This window comes from Pseudomonas sp. LBUM1641 (genome assembly GCF_059716235.1).
The window spans coordinates 5,573,124-5,598,915 of sequence record NZ_CP166815.1; the positions used below are offsets into that span (position 1 = coordinate 5,573,124).

The 25,792-nt window shown below is 60.4% G+C and carries 21 protein-coding genes and 1 tRNA gene; 8 read left to right on the forward strand and 14 right to left on the reverse strand.

The features are described from left to right. Nucleotides 1-45 precede the first annotated feature (45 nt). The gene (locus ACA046_RS25645) at nt 46-1,332 is read right to left on the reverse strand and encodes an OmpP1/FadL family transporter (protein WP_258347389.1); all 1,287 of its coding nucleotides are present in this window, start codon (nt 1,330-1,332) and stop codon (nt 46-48) included. A 295-nt stretch (nt 1,333-1,627) separates the two neighbouring features. On the opposite strand from ACA046_RS25645, the gene ACA046_RS25650 reads away from it, so the two are divergent. Next, nucleotides 1,628-3,649 (forward strand): hybrid sensor histidine kinase/response regulator, encoded by a 2,022-nt coding sequence (locus ACA046_RS25650; protein WP_497675230.1) that lies wholly within the window; start codon nt 1,628-1,630, stop codon nt 3,647-3,649. Here the strand turns inward: ACA046_RS25650 and ACA046_RS25655 are convergent. Beyond that, on the reverse strand, nt 3,646-4,551 hold the full coding sequence (locus ACA046_RS25655) for a LysR family transcriptional regulator (RefSeq protein ID WP_497675231.1): 906 nt from the start codon (nt 4,549-4,551) through the stop codon (nt 3,646-3,648). The two genes, ACA046_RS25650 and ACA046_RS25655, sit on opposite strands and share 4 nt — an antisense overlap. A 107-nt stretch (nt 4,552-4,658) precedes the next feature. Between ACA046_RS25655 and lldD the strand changes: the two genes are divergently transcribed. The 7 genes from lldD (at nt 4,659) to pstB (ending at nt 16,820) form a co-directional block, all read left to right on the forward strand. After that, complete coding sequence (gene lldD / locus ACA046_RS25660) at nt 4,659-5,801, forward strand: FMN-dependent L-lactate dehydrogenase LldD (protein ID WP_497675232.1); 1,143 nt, start codon at nt 4,659-4,661, stop codon at nt 5,799-5,801. 348 nt (nt 5,802-6,149) lie between these two features. Beyond that, nucleotides 6,150-7,865 (forward strand): ShlB/FhaC/HecB family hemolysin secretion/activation protein, encoded by a 1,716-nt coding sequence (locus tag ACA046_RS25665; protein WP_497675233.1) that lies wholly within the window; start codon nt 6,150-6,152, stop codon nt 7,863-7,865. Between the two features lie 103 nt (nt 7,866-7,968). Then, nucleotides 7,969-12,924 carry a hemagglutinin repeat-containing protein gene (locus ACA046_RS25670; protein WP_497675234.1) on the forward strand — a complete coding sequence of 1,652 codons (4,956 nt, stop codon included), beginning with the start codon at nt 7,969-7,971 and terminating at the stop codon, nt 12,922-12,924. Between the two features lie 173 nt (nt 12,925-13,097). Further along, the gene (gene pstS / locus ACA046_RS25675) at nt 13,098-14,114 is read left to right on the forward strand and encodes a phosphate ABC transporter substrate-binding protein PstS (RefSeq protein ID WP_459023321.1); all 1,017 of its coding nucleotides are present in this window, start codon (nt 13,098-13,100) and stop codon (nt 14,112-14,114) included. 62 nt (nt 14,115-14,176) lie between these two features. Continuing rightward, nucleotides 14,177-15,172, forward strand: a complete 996-nt coding sequence (pstC, locus tag ACA046_RS25680; RefSeq protein WP_083676737.1) for a phosphate ABC transporter permease subunit PstC — start codon at nt 14,177-14,179, stop codon at nt 15,170-15,172. Next, entirely contained in the window at nt 15,169-16,041 is an 873-nt protein-coding gene (pstA, locus tag ACA046_RS25685; protein ID WP_010169939.1) for a phosphate ABC transporter permease PstA, read from the forward strand. Before pstC ends, pstA begins: the two co-directional genes overlap by 4 nt. Further along, entirely contained in the window at nt 16,041-16,820 is a 780-nt protein-coding gene (gene pstB / locus ACA046_RS25690; protein WP_003209835.1) for a phosphate ABC transporter ATP-binding protein PstB, read from the forward strand. Before pstA ends, pstB begins: the two co-directional genes overlap by 1 nt. Nucleotides 16,821-16,939: 119 nt before the next feature. Here the strand turns inward: pstB and ACA046_RS25695 are convergent. The 12 genes from ACA046_RS25695 to ruvA form a co-directional block, all read right to left on the reverse strand. Next, nucleotides 16,940-17,015, reverse strand: a tRNA-Lys gene (locus ACA046_RS25695). 63 nt (nt 17,016-17,078) lie between these two features. Next, nucleotides 17,079-17,756, reverse strand: coding sequence for a 7-cyano-7-deazaguanine synthase QueC (gene queC, locus ACA046_RS25700; RefSeq protein WP_497675235.1), 678 nt, complete (start codon nt 17,754-17,756; stop codon nt 17,079-17,081). A 1-nt stretch (nt 17,757) separates the two neighbouring features. Next, on the reverse strand, nt 17,758-18,405 hold the full coding sequence (gene queE, locus ACA046_RS25705; protein ID WP_076017424.1) for a 7-carboxy-7-deazaguanine synthase QueE: 648 nt from the start codon (nt 18,403-18,405) through the stop codon (nt 17,758-17,760). 164 nt (nt 18,406-18,569) lie between these two features. Continuing rightward, nucleotides 18,570-19,403 (reverse strand): tol-pal system protein YbgF, encoded by an 834-nt coding sequence (gene ybgF / locus ACA046_RS25710; protein ID WP_497675236.1) that lies wholly within the window; start codon nt 19,401-19,403, stop codon nt 18,570-18,572. A gap of 6 nt (nt 19,404-19,409) precedes the next feature. After that, on the reverse strand, nt 19,410-19,910 hold the full coding sequence (pal, locus tag ACA046_RS25715) for a peptidoglycan-associated lipoprotein Pal (protein ID WP_003209827.1): 501 nt from the start codon (nt 19,908-19,910) through the stop codon (nt 19,410-19,412). A gap of 55 nt (nt 19,911-19,965) precedes the next feature. Next, the gene (gene tolB, locus ACA046_RS25720) at nt 19,966-21,246 is read right to left on the reverse strand and encodes a Tol-Pal system beta propeller repeat protein TolB (RefSeq protein ID WP_173860414.1); all 1,281 of its coding nucleotides are present in this window, start codon (nt 21,244-21,246) and stop codon (nt 19,966-19,968) included. 17 nt (nt 21,247-21,263) lie between these two features. Next, nucleotides 21,264-22,337 (reverse strand): cell envelope integrity protein TolA, encoded by a 1,074-nt coding sequence (gene tolA, locus ACA046_RS25725; RefSeq protein ID WP_017475681.1) that lies wholly within the window; start codon nt 22,335-22,337, stop codon nt 21,264-21,266. Next, nucleotides 22,337-22,789, reverse strand: a complete 453-nt coding sequence (gene tolR, locus ACA046_RS25730; protein ID WP_161635741.1) for a protein TolR — start codon at nt 22,787-22,789, stop codon at nt 22,337-22,339. Before tolR ends, tolA begins: the two co-directional genes overlap by 1 nt. Before the next feature lie 23 nt (nt 22,790-22,812). After that, nucleotides 22,813-23,508, reverse strand: a complete 696-nt coding sequence (gene tolQ / locus ACA046_RS25735) for a protein TolQ (protein WP_048727035.1) — start codon at nt 23,506-23,508, stop codon at nt 22,813-22,815. Nucleotide 23,509: 1 nt separating this feature from the next. After that, nucleotides 23,510-23,965, reverse strand: coding sequence for a tol-pal system-associated acyl-CoA thioesterase (gene ybgC, locus ACA046_RS25740; RefSeq protein WP_258347410.1), 456 nt, complete (start codon nt 23,963-23,965; stop codon nt 23,510-23,512). 138 nt (nt 23,966-24,103) lie between these two features. Beyond that, the gene (ruvB, locus tag ACA046_RS25745) at nt 24,104-25,162 is read right to left on the reverse strand and encodes a Holliday junction branch migration DNA helicase RuvB (RefSeq protein WP_071484352.1); all 1,059 of its coding nucleotides are present in this window, start codon (nt 25,160-25,162) and stop codon (nt 24,104-24,106) included. Beyond that, complete coding sequence (ruvA, locus tag ACA046_RS25750) at nt 25,163-25,774, reverse strand: Holliday junction branch migration protein RuvA (protein WP_010169952.1); 612 nt, start codon at nt 25,772-25,774, stop codon at nt 25,163-25,165. Nucleotides 25,775-25,792: the final 18 nt, after the last annotated feature.

Consider the following 25,792-nt stretch of genomic DNA (forward strand, 5'->3'; position numbering starts at 1 on the left):
AAAGAGCCATGTCAGAAAAATGACTCTTTGCCCTGTTTCGGCGCATCAGAAGCGGTAAGTCACCGAACCACCAAAACCGTTGGCGCTGTTTTCATACTTGGCGTCGTAGGTCAGGCCCAAGGCGGGCTGGCTCTGGCGCACCTTGATCGGTTCTTCCTTGAGGTAGGAATAGGCCACGTCAAACGTTACGTTTTCGATTGGCGTCCACCCGGCACCGAGGCTGAACACAGTACGGTCACCCGTCGGAATCCGCACGGAACGGTCGGTGTTGTTGGTTGGCGTCTGATCCACCGAGAACCCGGTACGCAGCACCAGTTGTTTGTTTACCCGGTACGCCGCGCCAATGGCGTGGGACCAGGTGTCATGCCAGTTCTGCTGTTCGGTGATCGCGTTCAAGCCGCCGAACTGGGCGGCCAAGGCTGACACACCGTCGTTGTTGATGGTGATCTTCTTCAACTGGCTCCAGCGCGTGTAAGTGCTGCCCAGGTACAAGGTCCAGTCATCGTTCAGTTGATGGGTAACCGAGAAGTCCACCGACGAGGGTGTGGTGACATTGAGGCTGGCGTCATAGCGTTGCGGGCCGCCATCAAAGGCATCGGAAATCAGGCCGGAAGCGTTGGTCTTGCCGTTGAGGTGGTAGACCACCTGCGAGTGATAAGTCAGGCCGATGCGCGTGCTTTCCAGCGGCTGTACCAGAATACCGGCATTGAAACCGGTGGCGGTGTCGTCGCCCTTGACCTTGACCTTCTCGCCGGCGCCACCCCCGAGCGGCACGTTGGAATCCAGTTCACCCGAAATCCGGTTGAAGGTGGGACCAAAACCCACCGAGACCTTGTCGTTGAAGGCATAACTGACCGTCGGTTGGACGGTAATGACCTTGATCTGGCTTTTATTGCCAAAGCCATTGCCCTGAAAGCTGCGCTCATAGTCGGTTTCCAGGCCGAACGGTGCATAGATCCCCAGGCCGAACGCCCAGTGTTCATCAATCGGCGTCACCAGGTAGCCCATCGGCACGGCAATGCCCGGCACCATGTCGCCCTTGTCGGTGCCCGGGTTATTGGCACCGAATTGCGAGGAGCTGGCGTTCTTGATATTCGAACTCGCATCCAGGTACGTCGCCCCGATGCTCACTTCATTCTGCTTGAGGCGGGACATGCCAGCCGGGTTGCCGAACACCGTGCTGGCGTCATCGGCGGAGGAGGAACGCCCGGCGTAGCCTGTACCCATTGAACTGATGCTTTGTTCATTGAGGGCGAAACCACCTGCAAACAGGGACGTGGAGGCGAGCGAAATCGACAGCGCCAAAGCGCTCTTGCAGAGTTTTTTATTCATTATTAGAACTCGAATTATTGGGCAGCACGAGGAAGCTACCAATCTTCGAGCGGGCAAATTATGAAGAGTTTTTCATGCGACAAATTGTCCGACAATCCTCTTGATTTCAACGACTTTGGCGGTTTTTAGCGCACTCATTCAGACCTGAAAACCCGAAAATGACTGATGAGTTTTAAGCTTGATCCCGCGTTCGCAGACAGACGGGCGACCGCCGTCGAATTAGCGTCAAGTTGCTGGAGATATAAGTGTCGCAATGACATGATGGCGGCTATTTAACACGCGCGGCAGCACTCAAATGAATAGCACTATCGGGAAGGGTTCAGAAACACATCGCCCACCCGAAACGGGTGCCAGCGATTTGTCCGTCGCGGGCCTGGATCAGAGCGAAGCCTTCACTGAGCGCGTGCTTGCCAGCATCAACGACTGCATCAAGGTGCTGGACCTCGACGCGCGCCTGACCTTCATGAGTGAAGGCGGCAAGCAGATCATGGAAGTCAGCGACTTCAACGCGATTCGCGGCTGCCCCTGGCCGGACTTCTGGCAGGACCAGGGTAATCTCGACGCCAAGGCCGCCGTGCAAGCCGCCCGGAATGGTCACAACGCCAGCTTCATCGGCGCCGCCAATACCCTGGCCGGCAACCTGAAGTGGTGGCATGTGAACGTCAGCCCGATCATGGGCAGTGACGGACTGCCGGAGAAGATCCTCTGTGTTTCCCGGGACATCACGCCCCTGCGCGAAGCCGAAGAATCCCTGCGCAAACTCAACGAGTCCCTGGAACAGCGGGTGATCGAACGCACCCGCGACCGCGACCGGATCTGGCGCCTGTCACCAGACCTGATGCTGGTGGCGCAACTCGACGGTGTGATCTCCGCCGTGAACCCGGCCTGGACCCGCATGCTCGGCCACGCCGAAAACGACCTGGTGGGCAGCCAATTGCTGGCCCTGGTCCACCCCGACGACCTGGCCGTCTCATCCTCGGCGGTCAGTCGCCTGGGGGACGGCAAGAACTTCCCCAACTTCAAGAACCGTTACCGCCACCAGGACGGCAGCTACCGCATGATCGCCTGGACGGCCGTGCCCGACAGCGACTACATCCATGCCGTGGGCCGCGACATCCAGGCCGAGGAAGAAGCCAAGGAAGCCCTGCGCCTGTCAGAAGATGCCCTGCGCCAGTCACAGAAACTGGAAGCCATCGGCCAACTCACCGGCGGTGTCGCACACGACTTCAATAACCTGCTGACGGTGATCAAGTCCTGCGCCGACTTGCTCAAACCGCCCGCCCTCAGCGAAGCGCGCCGCATCAAATACGTGGAAGCCATCGCCAGCACCGTAGACCGCGCAGCCCGCCTGACCGCCCAACTGCTCACGTTCGCCCGCCGCCAGGCCTTGCGGCCAGAGGTGTTCAATGTCGGCGAAAGTGTGAAGCGGGTGGGCGAGATGATGGACAGCCTGACCGGTTCGCGGGTCAAGGTGAGCATCCAGGTACCCGACGATGCCTGCTTTATCAACGCCGATGAAAGCCAGTTCGACACCGCCCTGGTCAACATGGTGGTCAACGCCCGGGACGCCATGGCCGGCAACGGGCAGTTGACGATTACTGTCTCGACGGCCAGTTGGCTACCTTCGGTACGCGCTCATCCGGTACGCATCGCCGATTACGTGACCATCGAACTGGCGGACACCGGGTCGGGTATCCCGCCGGAGAAACTCGACGCTATCTTCGAGCCCTTCTACACCACCAAGGGCATCGGCCAGGGCACCGGGCTGGGCTTGTCCCAGGTGTACGGTTTCGCCAAGCAATCGGGCGGTGAAATCCTGGTGCGGAGCGAGTGCGGCGCCGGCAGCCAATTCACCCTGTACCTGCCCAAGGTCGAGCCAAGCGCCATGCCGGCGCCTCAGGCCACCAGCACCTCGCCTATCGTCTCGGGCTTGTGCGTGCTGATGGTCGAGGACAACGCCGATGTCGGCCTGTACACCTCGCAGACCCTGGAACAGATGGGCTTTCACGTGCTGTGGGTGCCCGATGCCCAAAGCGCGCTGGAAGCGCTCGCCCCCAACCCGGAAAGCTTCCAGGTGGTGTTCTCGGATATCTCCATGCCCGGCATGAGCGGCCTGGAGTTACTGGACGCGATCGAGGCCCTGTATCCGTGGCTGCCGGTGGTGCTCACCACCGGTTACAACGACGAATACGCGCGTATCGCTCAGGAAGAGGCCAGCCGTTTTGTCTTGCTGCAGAAGCCATATTCCACCGAGGCGCTGGCCCTGCTGCTGCAAAAAGTCGTCAACAGCCGCCTGCCCCTGATCGCACAAAGCTAAACCGCAGGCTGGGCCGTGTCTGGAACATTGCCCATCTCCAGGGCCAAGTCCAGCCAGGCCCGCGCCGCCGGTGGCAGATGCGCCTGTCGCCGCCAGGCCAGGGCGATGTGCCAATCGGTCTGAGGCTCGTCCAGCTGAATCAGCGCGATGCCGGCGTGCAGGTGCTTGTAAGCCAGCATGCTCGGTAGAAACGCGATCCCCAGCCCCGCGGCCACCAGGTCGACGATAAAGTCGATCTGCGCGCTGCGGGCGGTGATGCGCGGGACTACGCCTCTGCGCTCGCAGGCCGTGAGAATAATCCGGTTAAGCGCAAACCCGGCTTCGAACAGAATGAATGGCGAGTCGGCCAGGTCGGAAAAGTCGACGCTTTTGCGCCCGGCCAATGGATGGTCGATCGGCATCACCACCATCAGCGGTTCGACGCGCACGTCCTGATATTCAAATTCCCCCGCCACCGGCACCAGCAACGCGGCCAGATCCACCTCCCCGGCCTCCAGGCATTCGCCGAGCTTCTTGCTGCCGTGCTCGATCAGCTCGATCTCGATTTCCGGATAACGCTGTCGATACAACGCAAACATCGCCGCAAACAGCACGCCGCTGCCCACCGGCGGCAAGCCGATGCGCAAGACACCGCGCTTGAGCCCCAGCAGGTCATTGATCTCGGCCACCAAGTCACTGCGCTCGGCGAGCAACACCAAGGCGCGACGGTAGGCAATTTCGCCGGCGGCTGTCAGTTCGCTCTTGTGGCCGATGCGATTGAACAGCGGTGTGCCCAATTCATCTTCCAGGGTCTTGACCGCCTTGCTCACGGTAGACTGCGTGAGTGAAACCACCTCGGCCGCCTGTGAGAAGCTGCCCTGGCGTACCACTTCGACAAAGGCCAACAGCGTACGAAGGTTCATGAGTATTCCGTTTTCGACTTGAATCAAGTTGGAAAAGTTGTTTTTACCATGAAAGGCGTTTGTCTATCCTCCCCCCACCGTTTCTTCATTCCGGGGCATCACTGTTCATGATCATTTCGTCCGCATCGGATTACCGCGAAGCCGCCCGCCGCAAACTGCCGCGTTTCCTGTTCGACTACATCGACGGCGGTGCCTACGCCGAACACACCCTCAGGGCCAACAGTTCGGACCTGTCCGATATCAGCCTGCGCCAGCGCATCCTGCGCAACGTCGAAAGCCTGAGCCTCGAAACCACGTTGTTCGACCAGCCATTGGCGATGCCGGTGGTGCTCAGCCCCGTGGGCCTGACCGGCATGTTTGCCCGGCGTGGTGAAGTGCAGGCGGCGAAGGCGGCGGCGAACAAGGGCATTCCGTTTTGCCTGTCGACCGTTTCTGTGTGCCCGATCGAAGAAGTGGCGTCCCAGAGCCCGCAATCCATCTGGTTTCAGCTGTATGTGCTGAAAGATCGCGGCTTCATGAAAAACGCCCTGGAGCGAGCCCAGGCCGCCGGGGTGAAAAACCTAGTGTTCACCGTCGACATGCCCACCCCCGGCGCGCGCTATCGCGACGCTCATTCGGGGATGTCCGGTGCCTACGGCCCGCAACGTCAAATACTGCAGGCCATGACCAAACCGGCCTGGGCCTTCGATGTTGGCCTGCTGGGGCGCCCCCACGACCTGGGCAACATCTCCAAATACCTGGGCAAACCCACGCAGTTGAAGGACTACATCGGCTGGCTGGCGAACAACTTCGATCCGTCCATCAGTTGGAAGGACCTGGAGTGGATTCGCGAATTCTGGAAAGGCCCGATGATCATCAAAGGCATCCTCGACCCCCAGGATGCCAAGGACGCGGTGAGCTTTGGCGCCGACGGCATCGTCGTCTCCAACCACGGCGGCCGCCAGTTGGATGGCGTGCTGTCCACGGCCAAGGCGCTGGCACCTATCGTACAAGCCGTAGGCAGCGATCTGACGGTGCTGGTGGACTCCGGCGTACGCTCGGGGCTGGACGTGGTGCGCATGCTCGCGCTGGGCGCCAAGGGCGTACTGCTGGGCCGTGCGCAAGCGTATGCACTGGCCGCCGACGGGCAGCGTGGCGTGGAAAACCTGCTGGATATCTTCGCCAAGGAAATGCGCGTGGCCATGACGCTGACCGGGGTCACGTCGATTGCCCAAATCGATGAATCGATTCTGGTGCGCAGCCAAAACTGAGTTGAAACACAGCAGCCCCGGTCTCTCACCAAGACCGGGGCTGCCTTTTCAGCCACGTATAAACAAAATGATTAAGCGCCCGTACTGCAACAATAGAAAAGCCCTCCTCGCCCCCTCCTGACGACCAAAGCCCGAAAAACCAACCTACATTAAGCACCTACCTGCCCTTCTTGCACCACCCTTGTGCATTTATTTTGTGAATAACACGGCATTCCCAACGTTTTACGTAATAAATCCTGCCTCCGATGTAACAATCCGTTTAATGATGGCTCAACTATGGCAAGCCCCTGGGTTAACCGCCTGGTTCAGGGGCATGGATCGTGCGTATTTCTACGTTAAGGATGTCGAGTGCCGAATCAGCCCTCAACCAAACGCCACAGCTGCACCCACAAACTGGTCACGGCCCTGCTCTGCCTGTGCACGCTGCCGGCAGCCGCCGCCGATGGGCCAGTGCCTGGCCAGGAAGCACTGCGCTTGCAGCAGCAACAGCAGCGCGACTTGCAGCAACTGCAACTGGAACAGCGTCAGCGGCAACTCCAGCGAGGCAGTTTCGCACCGTCGCCGGCGACGCCAGCATTGCCCGCGAACACCGCTCAGGATCAACGCTGCTGGCCCTTGCGCGGTACCCGCGTGGCCGGTGTCACGCTGTTCAACAAGGCTGTACTGAACACGCGCATCGAGCCCTATGTGGCGCCGTGCATGGGCGTCGCGCAGATCAACCGCCTGCTGGCCGAAATCACCCGCCTGTATGTCGAGGCCGGCTACATCGCCAGCCGCCCGTATCTGACCAGCACTCCGGCCGCCGGTCAGCCGCTGGCTATTCATGTCGAAGAAGGCTACGTCGAAGCCATCGAGCTGGCCGACCAGAGCCTGCCCGTGTCGTTACGCGGGGCATTCCCGGGCATGCTCGGCGAGCCGCTGAACCTGCGGGACCTGGAACAAGGCCTGGACCAGCTCAATCGCCTGCGCTCGGTAGACCTCACCGCCGACATCGCCCCCGGCAGCGCAGCGGGTGCCTCACGGATCATCCTGCGCTCGCGCAGCACTGCCTCGCGGTGGTCGTTGGGACTTGGCGTCGACAACCTCGGCAGTGCCGGCACCGGCCGTGATCGCAATGCCATCAGCCTGAGCCTGGACAGCCCGTTGCAACTCAACGACGCGCTCAACCTGAGCTTCAGCGACACCCTCAACCACGGCCCGCGTTACAGCCGCAGCAACAGCCTGTTTTATTCCATCCCCTACGGTTACTGGACCTACAGCCTGTTCGCCAGCCATGCCGAGTACCGCTCGCCCTTCAAGCTCAGCCGCACCACGCTCTATAACAGCGGCCGCACCGATCAAGTCAGCCTGCGCACCGACCGGGTGTTGTGGCGCGACCAGGGCCATCAACTGAGCGCCAACCTGCAACTGGCTTACAAGGACGTCGACAGCTACCTGCAAAAGGTTCGCCTGAGTATCCAGAGCCCGACGCTGACCGTGGCCGAGGCCGGTGTGAATCTGTTCTGGCTCAACAGCGCAGTGTGGAACCTGGACGTGAATTACGCCCAGGGCCTGACCTGGTTCGGCGCCGACCGCGATGCCGATCAAGTGGTGAAAAACCTGCCCCAGGCGCAATTTCACAAGTACCGCGCCAACCTCACCCAATGGCGCAACGGCCAACTCAGGGGGCAACCGTGGCAATGGCAGAGCCAAGTTTCGGTGCAATACAGCCCGGACGCATTGCCTGCCATCGAGCAACTGCTGGTCACTGACGATTCGGCGGTGCGCGGCTATCGCGACAACAGCGCGTCCGGCGCCATCGGTGCGGTGTGGCGCAACACCTTGCGCCTGCCGCTCAACAACGACCTGCCGTTCAAGATCACCCCGCGCCTGGGCCTGGACAACGGCTGGGTCAAGCGTGAATACGGCGCCCGCAGCCAACGCCTGAGCGGCGCCAGTGCCGGGCTCAACCTGAGCTGGAAGAACGTGCAACTCGACCTCGATTACCAACGCAACTTGAACACCCCCGCGGGTTTTGCCCAAGAGCCGGAGGTCTGGCTGACGCGCCTTAGTTTGCAGATATGAGCCAACACCTGATTTGCCTGAAATAACCGCAGCACCTGATCAGCACAGCAGCGTTGCACCGAACGACGCACTTCACCGATCAGCCAACAGAGCGAGACTATTTATGCCGACTAACACGCATGCCTTTCACCTCTCTCCACAGGGCAAACTGCGCTGGGCCATCGCCAGCCTGTTCCTGTTACCTCAACTCGTACTGGCCGGCGGCTTGACCGTCGTCGAAGGGCCCGGCGGCACCCCGCAACTGCAAAACCAGGCGGGCGTGCCCATCGTCAATATCGTCGCGCCGAATGCCGGCGGCCTGTCCCACAACCAGTTTCTCGACTACAACGTCGACCGCCAAGGCGTGGTGCTGAACAACGCCTTGCAGGCCGGGCAATCCCAACTCGCCGGGCACCTGGCGGCCAACCCGCAGTTCCAGGGCCAGGCAGCGAGCGTGATCCTCAATGAAGTGGTGAGTCGTAACGCCTCGGCCCTCAACGGTGCGCAGGAGATTTTTGGCCGGGCGGCCGATTATGTGCTGGCCAACCCGAACGGTATTTCTGTCAACGGCGGCAGCTTCATCAACACCCCCAACGCCAGCCTGGTCGTCGGCCGTCCCGAGCTCATCGATGGCAAGCTGCAAGGCTTGGACACCCGTGATGCAAACGGCCAACTGACGGTGCAAGCCCAGGGCCTGCAAAACCGTGACGGCTCGATCAACCTGATCGCACCGCGCATCGACAGCAAAGGCCGGCTCAGCGCCCGTGATCAATTGAACCTCACCGTCGGGCGCAATCAGGTCGACGTTGCCAGCGGCCAGGTGCGCCAGGTAGACCCGGCCAGCAAGACCGGGGAGCAGCGTATCGACGCCAGCCTGTTCGGTGCGATGCAGGCCGGGCGGATCAATATCGTCAGCACCGCCGAAGGTGCCGGCGTACGTGTGGGTGCCGTGCAAGTGGATGGGCGGGACGGCGTGAACATCCGTTCGGCCGGCGACCTCGGCATCAGCGGCCAGGTACACGCCAATAGCCTCGAAGCCACCCGCGCCGGGGTGCAGAGCCGCCAGGGCGATGTCGACCTGCACAGCGCCAAGGACTTGAACTTGGCCGCCACCGATGTTGGCGGGCGCAACGTCAAGCTCGACGCTGGCCGCAACCTGACCCTGAGCAGCCTCGAAAGCCGCAAGCTCCAGGAAAAGCGTGAGCAGTGGAACAACAGCAACTTCCTCTTCACCTACGAAACCTATGACCGCACCACCACCGACAAGGACTCGCGCCAGCACGGCAACAGCGTCGTCGCGCAGCAGAATGCCGCGCTGTCTTCAGGCGCCAACACCGAGATCAAGGCCAGCCACGTCGAGGCCGGCGACACCGTGCGCGTCAACAGCGGCGCAGACTTGCGCCTGACCGCTGCGACAGAGACCCATGAAACCCGCGACCATGGCAACCACCGCAAGCACCTGTGGAAAGCCGACTGGGACAAGTCCGCCAGCGAACAACGCAGCGTCACCAGCAGCCTCAAGGCTGGCAAGAACCTGGAACTGACCGGTCGGCAGACCCTGCAATTGCAAGGCGCCGAACTGAAAACCCCGGGGGATATTCAACTGGCCGCCCGGCAAGTGGAAATCACCAGCGCCAGCCGCACCCAGAGCAGCCGGGACAACGGGTACTCCGGAGACCTGGTGGGCGGCAGTTTATTCGGTTCCAAGGGCGATGGCGACAAGGGCAAAACCCTGAATACCGGCAGCAAGGTCAACGCCGACGGCAAGCTGATCGTGAAGGCCGATGAAGTGCGCATCAGCGGCAGCCAGGCCCGTGGCGGCACACAGGCCAGCGTCATCAGCGACAAGGGTTCGCTGGTGATTGATGGCGTGCGCGACACGTCCCACGACAACCGCTACAGCAAGGACAGCAAGTTCTTCGGGATCTCCAAGGACGAAAGCCGCAAGAACCTCAAAGACAGCACCGTGGTCGCCAGCGAACTGCGCTCGGACAGTAACCTCGCACTGCGCAGCGCCAAGGACATCGAAGTCAGTGGTTCCAAGGTCTCTGCCACAGGCGAACTGACGGCTGACGCCAAGGGTGATATCAAGATCGCGTCGGCGGAAAACACCTCCGGCGACACCACCCGCACTCACACCCGGGGTTTTGATGGCTACGCCAAGGAAACCGCCGACGGCACTCGCCAGTACCGCGCGGGCGTGAGCTACGAAGACCAGCAGAAAACCAGTCACACCGACACCACACGCCAACAAGCCTCCAGCCTCAGCGGCGGCACCCTGGCCGTCACCGCAGGTGGCGATTTGAGCGTCGAGGGTTCTGGCCTTACGGCCACCCAGGGTGATGCAACCTTGAGCGGGAAAAATGTCGAGTTGCTGGCGACTCATGACAGCACGGCCAACACCACCGAGCAGACCACCACCGGCGGCGGTGTCTATTACACCGGCGGCCTCGACAAGGCCGGCAGCGGCGCACAGTTCAGCCATCAGAGCAGCCACGACACCCGCAGCAACACCACCGCGCAAACCACCAGCGTAGCGGCGGCCGGCAAGCTGACCGTCAATGCTGGCAACACCCTCGCCAGCCAGGGCGCACAGGTCAAGGCCGGTTCCGGGTTGCAGGTCAACGCTGCCCAGGTCGACAACCAGGCGGCGCATAACAGCGAGTCGAGCACCCACAAGGAGAATGGCTGGACGGCCGATGTCGGCGCCAATGTCGAATACAAAGGCATCACCCGGCCCATCGAAAAAGCCATCGAAGGTGTGGCCCAAAGCAAGTTTCATCAGCCAGGGCTGTTGGACGCGTTCGAACAACCCAATGTCGGGCTCGATGTTGAAGTCGGCCATACCAACAAGACCCGCACACAGCAGGACAGCACAGCAGTGGTCAGCCAGTTCACTGGCGGCACGGTGCAGGTCAATGTCGCCGGCAAATTGCAGGATGAAGGCACTCAATACCGCGCCACCGATGGCGGCCTGAAGATCGATGCCGGCAGCCACCTTGCCACCGCCGCCGCCAATACCCACAGCAGCAGCGAGCAAGGCGTGGACGCCAAGGCCGGCGTGCGGGTCTACACCACCACGGGTGAAGACTTGAACGTGCGCGGCAGCGGCGCCGGCGGCAGCAGTGACGTACGCGAATCCAGCAGCACGGCAGTGGTCGGCAGCTACGCCGGAGCCCAGGGCGTGAGCATCGACGTCAAGGGCGATGCGCGTTATGAAGGCAGCCAGTTCAACGGCGGCCAGGCCGGGGTCGACCTCAAGACGGGCGGCGAGTTGGCGCTGAATCAAGCCAACGACACCCATAGCAAAACCAGCAGCACCTTGCGCGGCAACGGCTCGCTGACCGTGGGCACGGCGCCGGGCACCAACGGCAATAACGTCAACCTCGGTGCCGGCGTGCAGTTGGACAACAAGCGCCTGGACACCCAGGACAGCCAGGCCCGGGTCGCGACCCTCCAGGGCAAAGGTCCGGTCCAACTCAACAGCGGCGCCGACCTGACCCTGCAAGGCACCCGGATTGGCAGCAGCACCGCCAAGACCGGTGACATCAATCTCGCCGCCGGGGGCAAGCTGGACCTGCAAGCTGCCACCGATCACCACGTCAGCAGTGCCAGCAACCTGGGCGGTGGCCTGAACGTCGGCGCCGGCAAGACCAGCAGCGCTGAAAGCAGTGGCAAGACCGGGAGCCTCAGCGCCAACTTCAACATCGGCAAGGGCGCGGAAAACGACCAGACTGTGAGCGTCGGGCAGTTGCACAGCAACGGCAACGTGACACTCGCCAGCGGCGGCAACAGCGCTGATGCCATCCACCTGCAAGGCACGCAAATCGAAGCCGGCAACGTGCGCCTCGACGCGGTAAATGGCGGCATCCTGCAGGAGTCGGCGCAATCGACCCAGGCCCACGACAGCTGGGGCGTGACCTTGGGCGCGGGCGGCAGTGGCGGCAAGACAACCCTGGCCAACGCGGGTGAACACGACACACCCAAGACCCAGCACGGCATCAATGCCCGGGCCAAGGTCGACGTCGATTACCTGCAAGGCACCACTCAGCACGACAGCCAGATCAAGGCCGACACCGTGGTGATCAACAGTGCCGGTGATACCCGGTTGTCCGGGGCACGGATCGATGCGAATCAGGTGAGCGGCAAGATCGGGGGCGACCTCATGGTCGAGAGCCGCAAGGATCATGTCAGCAGTACCCAGGTCAACGTCGATGCCAAGCTGGACGTCGAGAAAAACCAGCCCGGCGTGGTCAACAAACTCGCCAAGACCACCGGCCCCCTCAAGGACAAAGTGCAGGCCAAGGCGGAAGGCGCGTTCGACAAGCACCGCGAAAAACTCGAGAACGCCGTCGACAAGGGCACCGAACACCTGGCCTCGGCCAAGGACACCGTGGTCAACAGCGTCGGCAACGCCAAGGAGCGACTGGGCGAAAAACTTACCCGCAGCGGTAGCTACGACGTGAACCCCGAGCCTCGTGGCGCCTTCGGTACCCGCGTGGATCAGGCCAAGACTTACCTCACCGACAAGAAGGACGCCTTGGGCACGCGCCTGTCCAGCGTCAAGGAAAAGCTCTGGCCGAAAACCAGTGACAGCTACGCCGTCAGCGGCAAGAACACCACCGGCAGCTCGGTGGCCAATACCGCAGAAAGCGTGTTGTTCGGCGACAAGAGCGGCACCACCGCTTACACCCCGACCTTGAACCTGGACGTCAGCCACGTCGCCAAGGACAGCGTCACTCAGGCCTCGGGCATCAGCGGTACCCAAGGCGTGAACTTGCAGGTGGGTGGTGAGACTCGGCTGACCGGTGCGCGCATCGGGGCTTCGGAAGGCAAAGTCGATTTGGGTGGTTCTGCGGTAAAAGCCACCACGTTGACGGGCAGCGATTATCGCGCGGATGTCGGGCTGAACGTCTCGAAGTCACCGGTCAACCTGGCGCTCGGCGCCAAGGATGAACTGACGCGCAAACAGGACGACGCAACGCGTAAGGATCAAGCCATCAACCTCGGACCGCTGCGGGTTGGCGGGCACAGTGACAGCCAGGAGTTGCAGGCGGGGATCGATCAAGGCACCCACTAAGCAACCCTGCTCCGGTGGAGACGAGCACGCCCGCCTTCACCGGAGCAAACATTTCTAAATGTTTCTTCATAAAGCCAAACCGTCATCAAACAGAAACATCCCAGGAATTAAATCGTCACGTCTTTGACAGGTGGAGCCCTCCACTTAACCCTTTCCTTTGAGGTGTCGTCGTGATGTTGCTGACCAAAAAGAGTCTGTCAGTGTTGTTCACTGCCCTGTGCCTGAGTGGTGTCGCTCACGCCACTGACGTCACGGGCGCAGGCTCCAGTTTCGTCTACCCGGTACTGTCCAAGTGGTCCCAGGAATACAGCAAGAATTCCAATGACCGGATCAACTACCAGTCCATCGGTTCTGGCGGCGGCATCGCCCAGATCAAGGCGGCGACCGTGGACTTCGGTGCTTCCGACGCACCGCTGTCGGTGGATGAATTGAAGGCCGGCGGCCTCGGCCAGTTCCCCAGCGTGATTGGCGGCATCGTGCCGGTGATGAACGTCGAAGGCGTTGCAGCAGGCCAACTGAAACTCGATGGCGAGGTGCTGGCGAAGATTTTCCTCGGTGACATCAAGGCCTGGAACGACCCGGCGATTGCCGCGCTCAACCCCGGCCTGAAGCTGCCTGGCGCGAATATCACCGTGGTCCACCGCTCGGACGGCTCGGGCACCTCGTACAACTTCACCAACTACCTCTCCAAAGTCAGTGATGGCTGGAAAAGCAAAATCGGTTTCGGCACCACCGTGCCGTGGCCAGTCGGTGTGGGCGGCAAGGGTAACGAAGGTGTTTCGGCCTACGTAAAGCAGATCAAGAATTCCATCGGCTTTGTTGAATACGCCTACGCCCTGCAGAACAAGATGACTTACGCCTCACTGAAGAACGCGTCCGGCAAATTCGTCGAGCCCAACGCCAAGGCCTTCCAGGCAGCGGCGGATACCGCCGACTGGGCCAACGCCCAAGACTTCAACCTGATCATGACCAACGCACCGGGCGAGAACGCGTGGCCGATCACGGCGACCACCTGGATCATCATGTACAAGCAGGCAAAGAACGCCGAGCAAAGCCAGGCCGCTTTCAACTTCTTCAAATGGTCGTTGGAGAAAGGTCAACAGCAGGCTGCGGCATTGGACTACGTCGCGTTGCCTGATTCCCTCGTGACCCGGATCGAAGGTTACTGGAAGTCCGACTTCGCCCACTGATCCGTCCTCCCATGACCCCCTTGCCAGGCACCCGCTTGAGCAAGGGGGTGAGCACATCTGATATGAACGAAACTGTCCATCCTCTGGCCATGACCACTCACGCGAGCGATGTGTCGGGTGACAGCCGCGCCGCTCGCGATCAGCGTAACGACCTGTGGTTCAAACGCTCGATGTTCGGGGCCGCCATGCTGGTCTTGCTGTTGTTGGCAAGCATCGCCGCCTCGACATTGTGGGGCGGCGGCCTGGCCTTCAAGACCTTCGGTTTCGGTTTCATTACCAGCACCGAGTGGGATGCGGTCAACAACCACTTCGGCGCCTTGGTACCGATTTACGGCACCTTGGTCACCTCCTTCCTGGCGTTGCTGATTGCGGTGCCCGTGAGTTTCGGCATCGCGATTTTCCTCACCGAAGTGGCGCCGCCCTGGCTGAGAATGCCGGTCGCCTCCGCCGTTGAATTGCTCGCGGGCATTCCCTCGATCATTTATGGCATGTGGGGTTTGTTTGTTTTCGGGCCGTTTATGGCAGAACACTTGTCACCCTGGATCAACGATTACCTGGGTGCGCTTCCGTTTATTGGCTCGCTGTTCCAGGGGCCGCCGCTGGGCATCGGGATGCTGACCGCCGGCATTGTGCTGGCGATCATGATTACGCCGTTCATCACGTCGGTGATGCATGAGGTTTTCCGCAGTGTGCCGACTCAATTGAAAGAGTCGGCCTACGCGCTGGGCAGCACTACCTGGGAAGTGGTGTGGGACATCGTGTTGCCCTACACCCGTTCGGCAGTGGTTGGTGGGGTGTTTCTCGGCCTCGGCCGCGCCCTGGGTGAAACCATGGCCGTCACGTTCGTGCTGGGTAATGCGCAACAGTTCTCCGCCTCATTGCTGATGCCCAGCAGCTCCATCGCATCGGTCATCGCCAACGAGTTCAGCGAGGCCTACACCGACCTGCATCGTTCGGCGCTGATCGCCCTGGGCTTCCTGCTGTTTATCGTGACGTTCGTGGTGCTGGCACTGGCGCGGCTGATGCTCATGCGCCTGTCACGCAAGGAGGGCCTATGAACAGCAACGAACGCCTGTACCGCAAGCGTGCCTTCAAGAACCGCGTGGCCATGCTGCTCAGTTGTGGCGCCACAGCCTTTGGCCTGTTGTGGCTGGCGTGGATTCTGTTGACCACCATCATCAACGGCTTTCAGGCACTCAACCTGCGCCTGTTTACCGAGATGACACCGCCACCCGGAACAGACGGCGGCCTGGCCAATGCGTTTTATGGCAGCGCCCTGATGTCCGGGATTGCGCTGCTGATTGGCACGCCCATTGGGCTGATGGCCGGTATCTGGTTGGCGGAATTCGCACGGCATTCGCGCCTGGGTACCACGGTGCGTTTCATCAACGACATTCTGCTGTCCGCACCCTCGATCGTCCTCGGTTTGTTCATTTACACCGGCGTGATCCTGCCGCTGAACCTGCTGACCAATCACCAGGTCGGTTTCTCTGCCATTGCCGGCGCCCTGGCGTTGGCACTGCTGGTGATTCCGGTGGTGGTGAGGACCACCGACGAGATGCTCCAACTGCAGCCCTCCACCATGCGTGAGGCCGCCCTGGCCTTGGGCGTGCCGCAATGGAAGCTGACGTTGCAGATCGTGTTGAGAGCCGCCAAGGCCGGCGTGGTGACCGGCATCCTGCTGGCGCTGGCGCGGATTACCGGCGAAACCGCCCCGCTGCTGTTCACTGCCTTCGGCAACCAGTTCTGGAGCAGCAACCTGCTCAAACCGATCGCCAGCGTGCCGGTGGTTATTTTCCAGTACGCCATGAGCCCCTTCGATGACTGGCACTCCCTCGCATGGGCAGGCGCCTTGGTACTGACGATGTTCGTGCTGGTGCTGAGCTTGCTGTCTCGCCTGATTCTTTTGCGCAATAGGTCCCACTGATGCAATCGACCCGCCTTGATCCTGAAAAAACCAAAATCCGTGTCCGTGGGTTGGAGTTTTTCTACAACAACCAGCGTTCGCTGAAATCCATCGACATCGATATTCCGGAAAAACGCATCACCGCAATCATCGGTCCATCGGGTTGCGGGAAGTCGACCTTGCTGCGGGTGTTCAACCGCATCTACTCGATGTACCCGAAGCAGGAAGCCCGCGGCGAAGTGCTGCTCAACGGCGAAAACATCCTCGCCCCCGGCTACTCGATGAATCGCCTGCGCAGTCATGTCGGGATGGTCTTCCAGAAGCCGGTGCCGTTCCCCATGTCGATCTACGACAACATCGCCTATGCCGTGCGCCACCATGAAAAGCTCTCACGCCGGGAAATGGATGACCGTGTGGAGCAGGCCCTGCGCGGCGGCGCCCTGTGGGATGAAGTGAAAGACAAACTCAAGCAGAGCGCCCAGAGTCTCTCAGGCGGGCAGCAGCAACGCCTGTGCATCGCTCGCACCATTGCGCTGCGGCCGCAGGTTTTGCTGCTGGATGAACCGACCTCGGCACTCGACCCGATTTCCACCGGGCGTATCGAACAGTTGATCACCGAGCTGAAAGAGCAATACACGGTGATCATCGTGACCCACAACATGCAACAGGCCGCGCGGGTATCCGACAGCACGGCGTTCATGTTCATGGGCGAACTGATTGAGCACGGCAATACGGATGAGATCTTCACCAAGCCGAAGATGAAGCAGACCGAGGACTACATCACCGGGCGGTTTGGCTAGGTTTAAAACAAAAAAGCCGATCACTCTCGGCGCTGAGCGTGATCGGCTTTTGTTGGGCAAAAAAAAACCCGGAAATCCTCACTTGCGTGGGCCTTCCGGATTTTCTAAACCGCCAAAAATGGTGGGTCGTGTGGGATTCGAACCTACGACCAATTGGTTAAAAGCCAACTGCTCTACCAACTGAGCTAACGACCCGCTGTGTGGTGGCGCGTATAATACTGATTTCTAAGGATTATTCAACACCTTATTTGAAATAAATCAGAAATAACGCGTTGGGTCAGTAATTCCGGCCGCCTGGAAGCCCTCTGCACGCAGTCGGCAGCTGTCGCATTTCCCACAAGCACGGCCGTGATTGTCCGCCTGATAGCAGGAAACAGTCAGCGAGTAATCGACGCCGAGTCCTACGCCAGCCTTCACGATATCGGCCTTGCTGCGGTTCTGCAGCGGCGCCAGGATGCGAAAGCCCTGCCCTTCTACACCGGCCTTGGTAGCGAGGTTGGCCATGCGCTCGAACGACTCGATGTACTCGGGACGGCAGTCCGGATAACCGGCGTAGTCCAGGGCGTTAACGCCGATGAAGATGTCGCGTGCGCTCAGCACTTCGGCCCAACCGAGGGCCAAGGACAGAAAGACCGTGTTGCGCGCCGGCACGTAGGTCACCGGGATGCCTTGGCTGGGAGCCTGGGGCACGTTGATGGTGCTGTCGGTCAAGGCTGAGCCACCCATGCCGCCTAGATTCAGCCCGATCACCTTGTGCTCCACCACGCCCAGGTCGCGGGCGACGCGGGCCGCGGCATCAAGCTCGGCGCGGTGGCGCTGGCCGTAGTCGAAGCTCATGGTGTAGCAGCTGTAGCCTTCGGCACGGGCCATGGCAACCACGGTGGCCGAGTCGAGGCCGCCGGACAGCAGAATGACCGCACGCTTTTGATCAGTCATCTCAGCGCCCCGGCTCGTCGTTCCACAGGTACTTGTGCAACTGCAGTTGCAAGCGCACCGGCAGATTGTCTGCGACGACCCAGTCAGCCAGGTCACGCGCATTCAGGTCATGGTGGCTTGGGGAAAACAGCACTTCGCCGGCGCGGCGGTCGAGGCCATATTGGATCAGCTTGGAGTTCGCCCAGTCGTAGTCTTCACGGGAACAGATGACGAACTTGACCTGGTCGTTGGCCGTCAGCAGCTCGATGTTCTCGTAGCGGTTGCGGTGCGCTTCCTTGGAACCCGGGGTCTTGAGGTCAACAACCCGGCTGACGCGAGGGTCTACCGCGGAAATATCCAGGGCGCCGCTGGTTTCCAGGGACACCTCGTAACCGGCGTCACACAACTGCTTGAGCAGCGGAATGGCATTAGGCTGTGCCAGTGGCTCGCCACCGGTAACACAGACATAGCGCGGTCGGTAACCGGCTACTTGCTCGAGAATGTCGTCAAGGGTACGCACGGTGCCGCCGCTGAAGGCGTAGGCGCTGTCGCAGTACTGGCAACGCAGCGGGCAACCGGTGAGGCGCACAAATACAGTGGGCAGCCCGGCAGTGCGCGTTTCACCCTGCAACGAGTAAAAAACTTCGGTGATACGTAATGTGTCTTGCATAGTCGCCACGGGCGTAACAGCTAAACAGGCTGTCCGCCTCCGTCAGGCACTTCAAGGAATTCCGCCAACGCGTAAACCCCAGGAAGCGTGTGTCATAAAAGGGCGTGGATTCTAACGAAAAAACCCGCGCAGGGCGCGGGTTTCTTCTGAACGGGTTGCAACGCTTACATGCGTTGCAGATCCCGCTGAGCCAACTGAGCGGCGGAGGTACCCGGATATTGGGCCACCACCTGCTGCAGAATGCCTTTGACCTTGTCGGTATGACCCAGGCGGCGCTCTACGTCAGCGAGTTTGTAAAGCGAGTCCGGCACCTTGGCGTGCTTGGGGTACAGCTGGCTGACCTTGGCAAACGCTTGACCTGCACCTTGCAGGTCACCCTTGGCCAGGTTCACCTCACCCAACCAGTACTGGGCGTTGCCCGCGTACTGGCTGTTCGGGTATTTGCGCAGGAATGCGGTAAAAGCCTGGCTGGCCTTATCGAAATCCTTGGCTTTGATCAGGTCGAAGGCTGCGTCGTAATACAGCTTTTCCTTCGCCGGATCACCCGGTTCGCTGCTGGCGGCAGGGGCTTGGCTCGCCGCCGCGGCCCCTGCTGCTGCACCACCGGCGGCGCTTGCGGCGCCACCGGCAGAAGAATTCTCAGGAGTGACGGCTGGTGTAACGCCGGCTCCAATACGTCGATCAAGATCCTGGTAACGCTCCAGGCCTTCTTGCTTCAGCTGGTTCACTTGATTCTGCAGAACTTCAATCGTGCCTTGTTGCTGCGACAATTGATCCTGCATGCGTTGCAGCTGGTTGAACAGTTCGCCCTGTGCCGAAGGCGCGGCCGTAGCCGCGCCCCCGGCATAGGCGCCGTTCGTGCCATAACCCGCTGGCGGATAACTGCTCCCGCTATTGTTATAGCCAGAGTTGCTATCTTCCACAGGAACCGCAGCCCACACCGCAAGCGGTGCCAGGCTGAGAGCCAATACAGTTAGAGCACGACGGCACGTTCGCATGACGAATTACTTACGCAGTTCGACGCGACGGTTTTGAGCCCAGGACTGCTCGTCGTGGCCAGTAGCAACTGGACGCTCTTTACCGTAGGAAACCAGTTCCAGTTGGCCTGGAGCTACACCTTGCAGTACCAGGTAGCGCTGAACGGCTTTCGCACGACGCTCGCCCAGTGCCATGTTGTACTCACGAGTACCACGTTCGTCGGTGTTACCTTCCAGAACAACGCGAGCGCCGTTAGCTTTCAGGTCCTTCGCGTGAACGTCCAGAGCGCGCATGGCTTCTGGCTTCAGGTCCGAACTGTCGTATTCGAAGTAGAAAGTGGTGATAGCGCGCAGAGCAGCTTCTTCGCTCAGGGAGCCGTCAACTGCACCAGTGTTAGCGCCGTAACCAGCGTTTGGATCAACAGCTGCGCCTTCACCGGCATTGTCGCCGCCTTTAGACGAGCAACCAACGGCTACGGACAGAGCCAGAGCCAGAGCAGCAAACTTACCAAACTTCAGCATTTCCATCGTGAAACTCCTAATGAACCCCAGTGTGTTAAGTACTTCTTTTTGTAGCGCCGCGTCAGTTCAGGTAAGGGGACCAGGACGGTTCTCTGACTTCGCCTTGTGCGGTAGGAAGCGGGAGCCTTACGCGTCCATTAATGGACACGAGCATCAAGACTCCCCGGCCCTGCTGGCGGGTGGCGTAGATTACCATGGTGCCGTTGGGCGCAACAGTAGCTGACTCATCAAGGTTGGTATCTGTAAGGATTTTTACCGTTCCACGCTGCAAATCCTGGGCCGCAACCCGGAAATTAGTGAAACCATCCTGACGGTGAATCATCACCAACGTCTTTTCATCAGCCGAAAGCTTCGGTGCAGCGTTGTAGTTACCAATAAAGGTCACTCGTTCGGCGCCGCCGCCGCTCACGCTGGTTTTGTAGACTTGCGGCTTGCCACCACGGTCCGAGGTGAAGTAGATGGTCGAACCATCCTTGCCCCAGAACGGTTCGGTGTTGATGCCCGGGCCGCTGGTAACACGGCTCAGTTGGCGCGAAGCCATGTTCATCACGTAGATGTCCGGGTTGCCATCTTTGGACAATACGAATGCCAGGCGCGAACCATCCGGCGACCATGCTGGCGCGCCATTCAGGCCTTCAAAGTTGGTGATTTGCTCACGGCGACCGGTATCAATGTGCTGAACGAAGATTCGTGGACGCTTCTGCTCAAAGGATACATAGGCGATACGCTTGCCATCGGGTGCAAAGCGTGGCGACAGGATCGGCTCACGGGATTGCAGCAGCGTCACTGCGCGAGCGCCGTCATAGTCGGAGCGCTGCAGCGTGTAGCGAGTGTTGTCTACCGAAAAACGCTCCGCCGTTACATAAAGCAGGCGAGTCGAGAAGGCACCCTTGATCCCGGTCAGCTTTTCAAACGACTGGTCGGAGATGTAGTGCGCCATGTCCCGCAGTTGATCCGTGGTGCCCGACACGCTGCCGGTCAGCACTTGCTGCTCGGTCGCAACGTTGAACAACGTGTACTGGATCTGCAGGCGACCGCCGGCAGGCGTGATGCTGCCCACCATCAGGTACTGGGCGTTCAGCGCTTTCCAGTCGCGGAAGATGACTTCGCTGGCCTGGGTCGGCTGGCTGATCATGTTGCCTTTGTCGATCGGTGCGTAGTAACCGGAGTTGCGCAGGTCATCGCTGATGATCTGCGACATGTCGTCCGGCAGCACGCTGCCGCCCTGCCAGCCAAACGGTACAACGGCGATCGGGGTGGCCCGATCGCTACCGCTGGTGACCAGGATGTTCTTTTCATCCGCCGCCGCTATCCCTGCCATGCAGCAAATAACGACAAGCATTCCTCGAAGAAGGTTTCTCACAAGGCTAGATCCTCAGGTGTGAATGTCATCTTGAATGAACGGTAGGGAGCGAAGTCGCTTGGTTTCATTCCCTGCATCTCGGTCAACCGGCCAATGTTCTTGACCGCTGCTACCGCCGAACTGTCGAACGAACCGTCGCCACTGGACTTGGCCACGCTGACCGAGGTCACCGTGCCGTCCGGCAACATGCCGATCTGCAGCACTACTGTCATGCCTTTGCGTGCCGAAGGAGGACGGGTCCACCCTTCCGCTGCCCGTGAACGAATCAGGTCATCGAAACTGCCCGCGACTTCGTCACCACGTTCATCGGCCAAGGCTTGCTGGCGCTGCGGCGTGTCGGAAAGCAAATCGGCCAAGGCCTGGGCCTTTTTGTCTTCGGTCGATTTACGTGCTGCTTCCTGGGCCTTTTTCTTGGAGGCGTCGGCGGCAGCTTTCTTCTTCGCATCGTCGGCGATTTTCTTTTTCGCCTCGTCAGCTTCAGCTTTCTTCTTGGCGTCGTCCGCGGCTTTCTTCTTCGCGTCTTCGACTATCTTTTTCTTCGCGTCTTCAGCGGCCTTTTTCTTGGCCTCTTCTTCAGCAGCTTTCTTGGCTTCTTCTTCAGATTTCTTCTTGGCTATATCAGCCAATTGTTTCTCTTCAGCCTTCTTGGCTTCGGCAGCTTTATCGGCTTTCTTGGCTTCATCAGCCTTTTTAGCCTCGTCAGCTTTCTTCGCCTCGTCAGCCTTTTTCGATTCCTCGGCCTTTTGAGCCGCCTCTTCTTTCTTTTGTTCCGCAGCAGCCTTCACCGCTTCCTGCTCGACCTTCTTCTGTTCCATCTGCTCGACTTCAGTCTGGCGCGCAGCCGACTTCTGGGCCTCACCCGCAATCTTCTGATTGGTCTGGGTGGTGGCCTGGCTTTTCGATTTCAGCTGATACAGGGTCGCCTGCACGATCGGCTTGGCTGGCGGCAGGTCCGGGGTCATGGCAAAGCTGACAAACAGCATGCCAAACACCAGGACGTGCAGGGCAATCGCCCAGACGCTAGGCCAGAAGAAGCTTTCCGAGGCGGACGGCTCTCGCTGTTGGTGCATCAGGGCGCCTCGGTAATCAAACCAACGTTACCGACGCCGGCCTTCTGCAGCCCGCCCATGGCGCCCATCACGGAGCCATAGTCGACGACCTTGTCGCCGCGGATGAACACCTGGGTGTGCTTGCCACCTTCGTTGCCGGCGCGAATGATCTTGGTCACAGCATCAGTCATCTGCGGCAAGGTCATGGCCTTGTCCTGCTGTTTCTGAGTGTCGACTTCGCTGCCAAGGTTCCAGTAATAGGTCTTGTCAGCCTTGATCGAAATGGTCAGGACCTGGGTGTTGTTGTCCTGCGGCAAGGCTTCGCTGGAAACCTTGGGCAGATCAACCTTCACGCCCTGATTGAGCATCGGCGCGGTCACCATGAAGATAACCAGCAGCACCAGCATCACGTCGATGTAAGGCACTACGTTCATCTCGGCGACCGGCTTGCGCTTTTTGCGAGCTCGAGCGATTAAAGCCATTGGGAATTACCTGCTTATTCTTCGCTGGTGTGCACTTTACGGTGCAGGATCGCCTGGAATTCATCGGCGAAGGTGTAGTAACGGCTGATCAAGGTTTCGCCACGAGCGGCAAAACGGTTGTAGGCGATTACTGCGGGAATAGCTGCGAACAGGCCGATGGCGGTGGCGATCAGCGCTTCGGCGATACCCGGGGCCACGGTGGCCAGGGTCGCTTGCTGGGCCTGGGCCAGGCCACGGAAGGAGTTCATGATCCCCCACACGGTACCGAACAGGCCGATGTACGGGCTGACGGAACCTACGGTGGCGAGGAACGGCAGGCTTTGCTCAAGCTTTTCTTCTTCGCGGGAAATCGCTACGCGCATGGCACGGGCCACGCCTTCCATGACCGCTTCCGGGTCAACGCCTGGCTGCTGGCGCAGACGGGAGAATTCCTTGAAGCCGGCACGGAAGATCTGCTCGACGCCCGAATCCGGGTCCGGGTTGCTGCCGGCCTGGCGATACAGTTTGGACAGGTCGATACCCGACCAGAAGCGCTCTTCGAAGCTCTCCAGGGCACGTCGACCGGCACGCAGCAGGTTGCTGCGCTGAAAAATCATGACCCAAGAAGTAACCGATGCGGCTACCAGGATCAGCATCACCAGTTGAACCACGACACTGGCATTGCTGACCAGGCTCCACATGGAGGAATGGTCGACGACGGTAGGTTCCACGCTAAATCTCCTGCTCTGAATGTTTACCCGCGCCGCTCACGCCGGCAAAGGCCGTGCGTAGAGCTTCGGGAATGGCCCGGGGTTTCAAACTATTGGTGCGAACACAGGCCACCAGGAACTGCCCCTCACAGAGCAGCGTTGCATCCGTAGCCCGCCTGACCTGCTGTTTAAAGCGCAGGCTGGCACGGTTCAATTCGGTTATTTCTGCGCTGACCAGCAATTCATCGTCCAGTCGCGCCGGCGCGTGGTAACGCGCCTCGCTGGAATGCACGACAAACAACAGGTCCTCCCCTGCCAGCTGGGATTGGGCAAAGCCCAGCTCCCGTAGCCGCTCGGTTCGAGCCCGCTCCATGAACTTTAGGTAATTGACGTAATAAACGATGCCGCCGGCATCGGTGTCCTCGTAATAAACGCGACAGCGATGTGCGAACGACTGATCCCCGTTTTGCGCGCGCATACTCTAGTGCTTACTCCTCAGGTTGCCAATCCGGCCAGGCAACTGTTTTTCATTCTGTGGCACATTTCTAACGAAAGAATGACGACGCCAGCCACTAGGACAGCACAAACGCCGAATAAATCGAATCGCCAAGCGTTTTTAATCGTCTACTGCATCGAGGAATTCGTCTACTACGGGCATCTCGCCCAATCGTGACGGAATGTTTAACCCAAAGTGCAGATACGCATGCCGGGTGACCACACGCCCCCTCGGCGTACGCATGATGTAGCCCTGCTGAATCAGGTACGGTTCCAGTACATCCTCAATCGTGTGCCGCTCTTCGCTGATGGCTGCCGCGAGGCTGTCCACACCCACCGGGCCACCGTCGAACTTCTCGATCATGGTCAGCAGCAGGCGCCGGTCCTGGTGATCAAAGCCGTGCTCATCCACATCCAGCAGGTTCAGCGCCAGGTCTGCCACGGGTTTGGTGATATGCCCCTTGGCCCGCACTTCGGCAAAGTCGCGCACCCGTCGCAGCAATCGGTTGGCAATCCGCGGCGTACCACGGGCGCGACGGGCGATTTCAAACGCGCCTTCCGGGTCCAGGGGCAAGCCGAGGATATTCGCCGAACGGCTGACAATAGTCGCCAGATCCGCCGTGCTATAGAACTCTAGACGTTGAACAATCCCGAAACGGTCTCGCAGCGGGTTCGTCAGCATGCCCGCACGGGTGGTGGCCCCCACCAGGGTGAACGGCGGCAAATCGAGCTTGATCGAGCGCGCGGCCGGGCCTTCGCCAATCATGATGTCCAGCTGGAAGTCTTCCATGGCCGGGTACAACACTTCTTCGACGATGGGCGAAAGCCGGTGGATCTCGTCGATAAACAGTACGTCGTGGGGTTCGAGATTGGTCAGCAGCGCCGCCAGGTCACCTGGGCGTTCCAGCACAGGGCCGGAGGTGGACTTGATCGACACGCCCATTTCCTGGGCAATGATGTTGGCCAGGGTGGTCTTGCCCAGGCCCGGCGGACCGAAAATCAACGTGTGGTCCAGGGATTCGCTACGCCCGCGCGCAGCCTGGATGAACAGCTCCATCTGCTCACGCACGGTGGGCTGGCCGATGTATTCGGCAAGGCTCAGGGGGCGAATCGCCCGGTCCTGGACTTCTTCACGGTCACGGGGGCCGGTGGCCGCGATCAGACGATCAGCTTCAATCACTTAAATCATTCCCTTCAGGGCGCGGCGGATCATGTCTTCGCTGCTCAGGTTCTTGTCCTTGATGGCCGACACGGCCTTGCTCGCCTCTTGGGGCTTGTAGCCCAGGGAGATCAGCGCGCTGACTGCATCGCTTTCGGCACTGGCCACCGGCACACCCGGCGCATCCGGCTGGTTAGGCACCAGGGCGAACATGCTCGGCACGACCTCCCAGGCCTTGAAGCGGTCCTTGAGTTCCACCAGCAAGCGCTCGGCGGTTTTCTTGCCAACACCTGGCACCTTGGTCAGCGCCGAGGTGTCCTGGGCCGACACGCAGCGCACCAGCTCATCGACTTCGAGGCTCGACATCAGCGCCAGCGCCAGCTTCGGGCCCACGCCGTTGAGGCGGATCAGCTCACGGAAGAAGTCCCGGTCACGCTTGCCAATGAAACCATAGAGCAATTGTGCGTCTTCGCGCACCACCAGATGGGTGTGCAGGGTCAGCGGTTCACCGACCGACGGTAGGCGGTAGAGGGTGGTCATGGGCACTTCCAGCTCATAGCCCAGCCCGTTTACATCCAAAATCAGGTGCGGCGGCTGTTTCTCAGCCAGGGTGCCGCGCAAGCGTCCAATCACGTTCGAATCCTTAAGAAT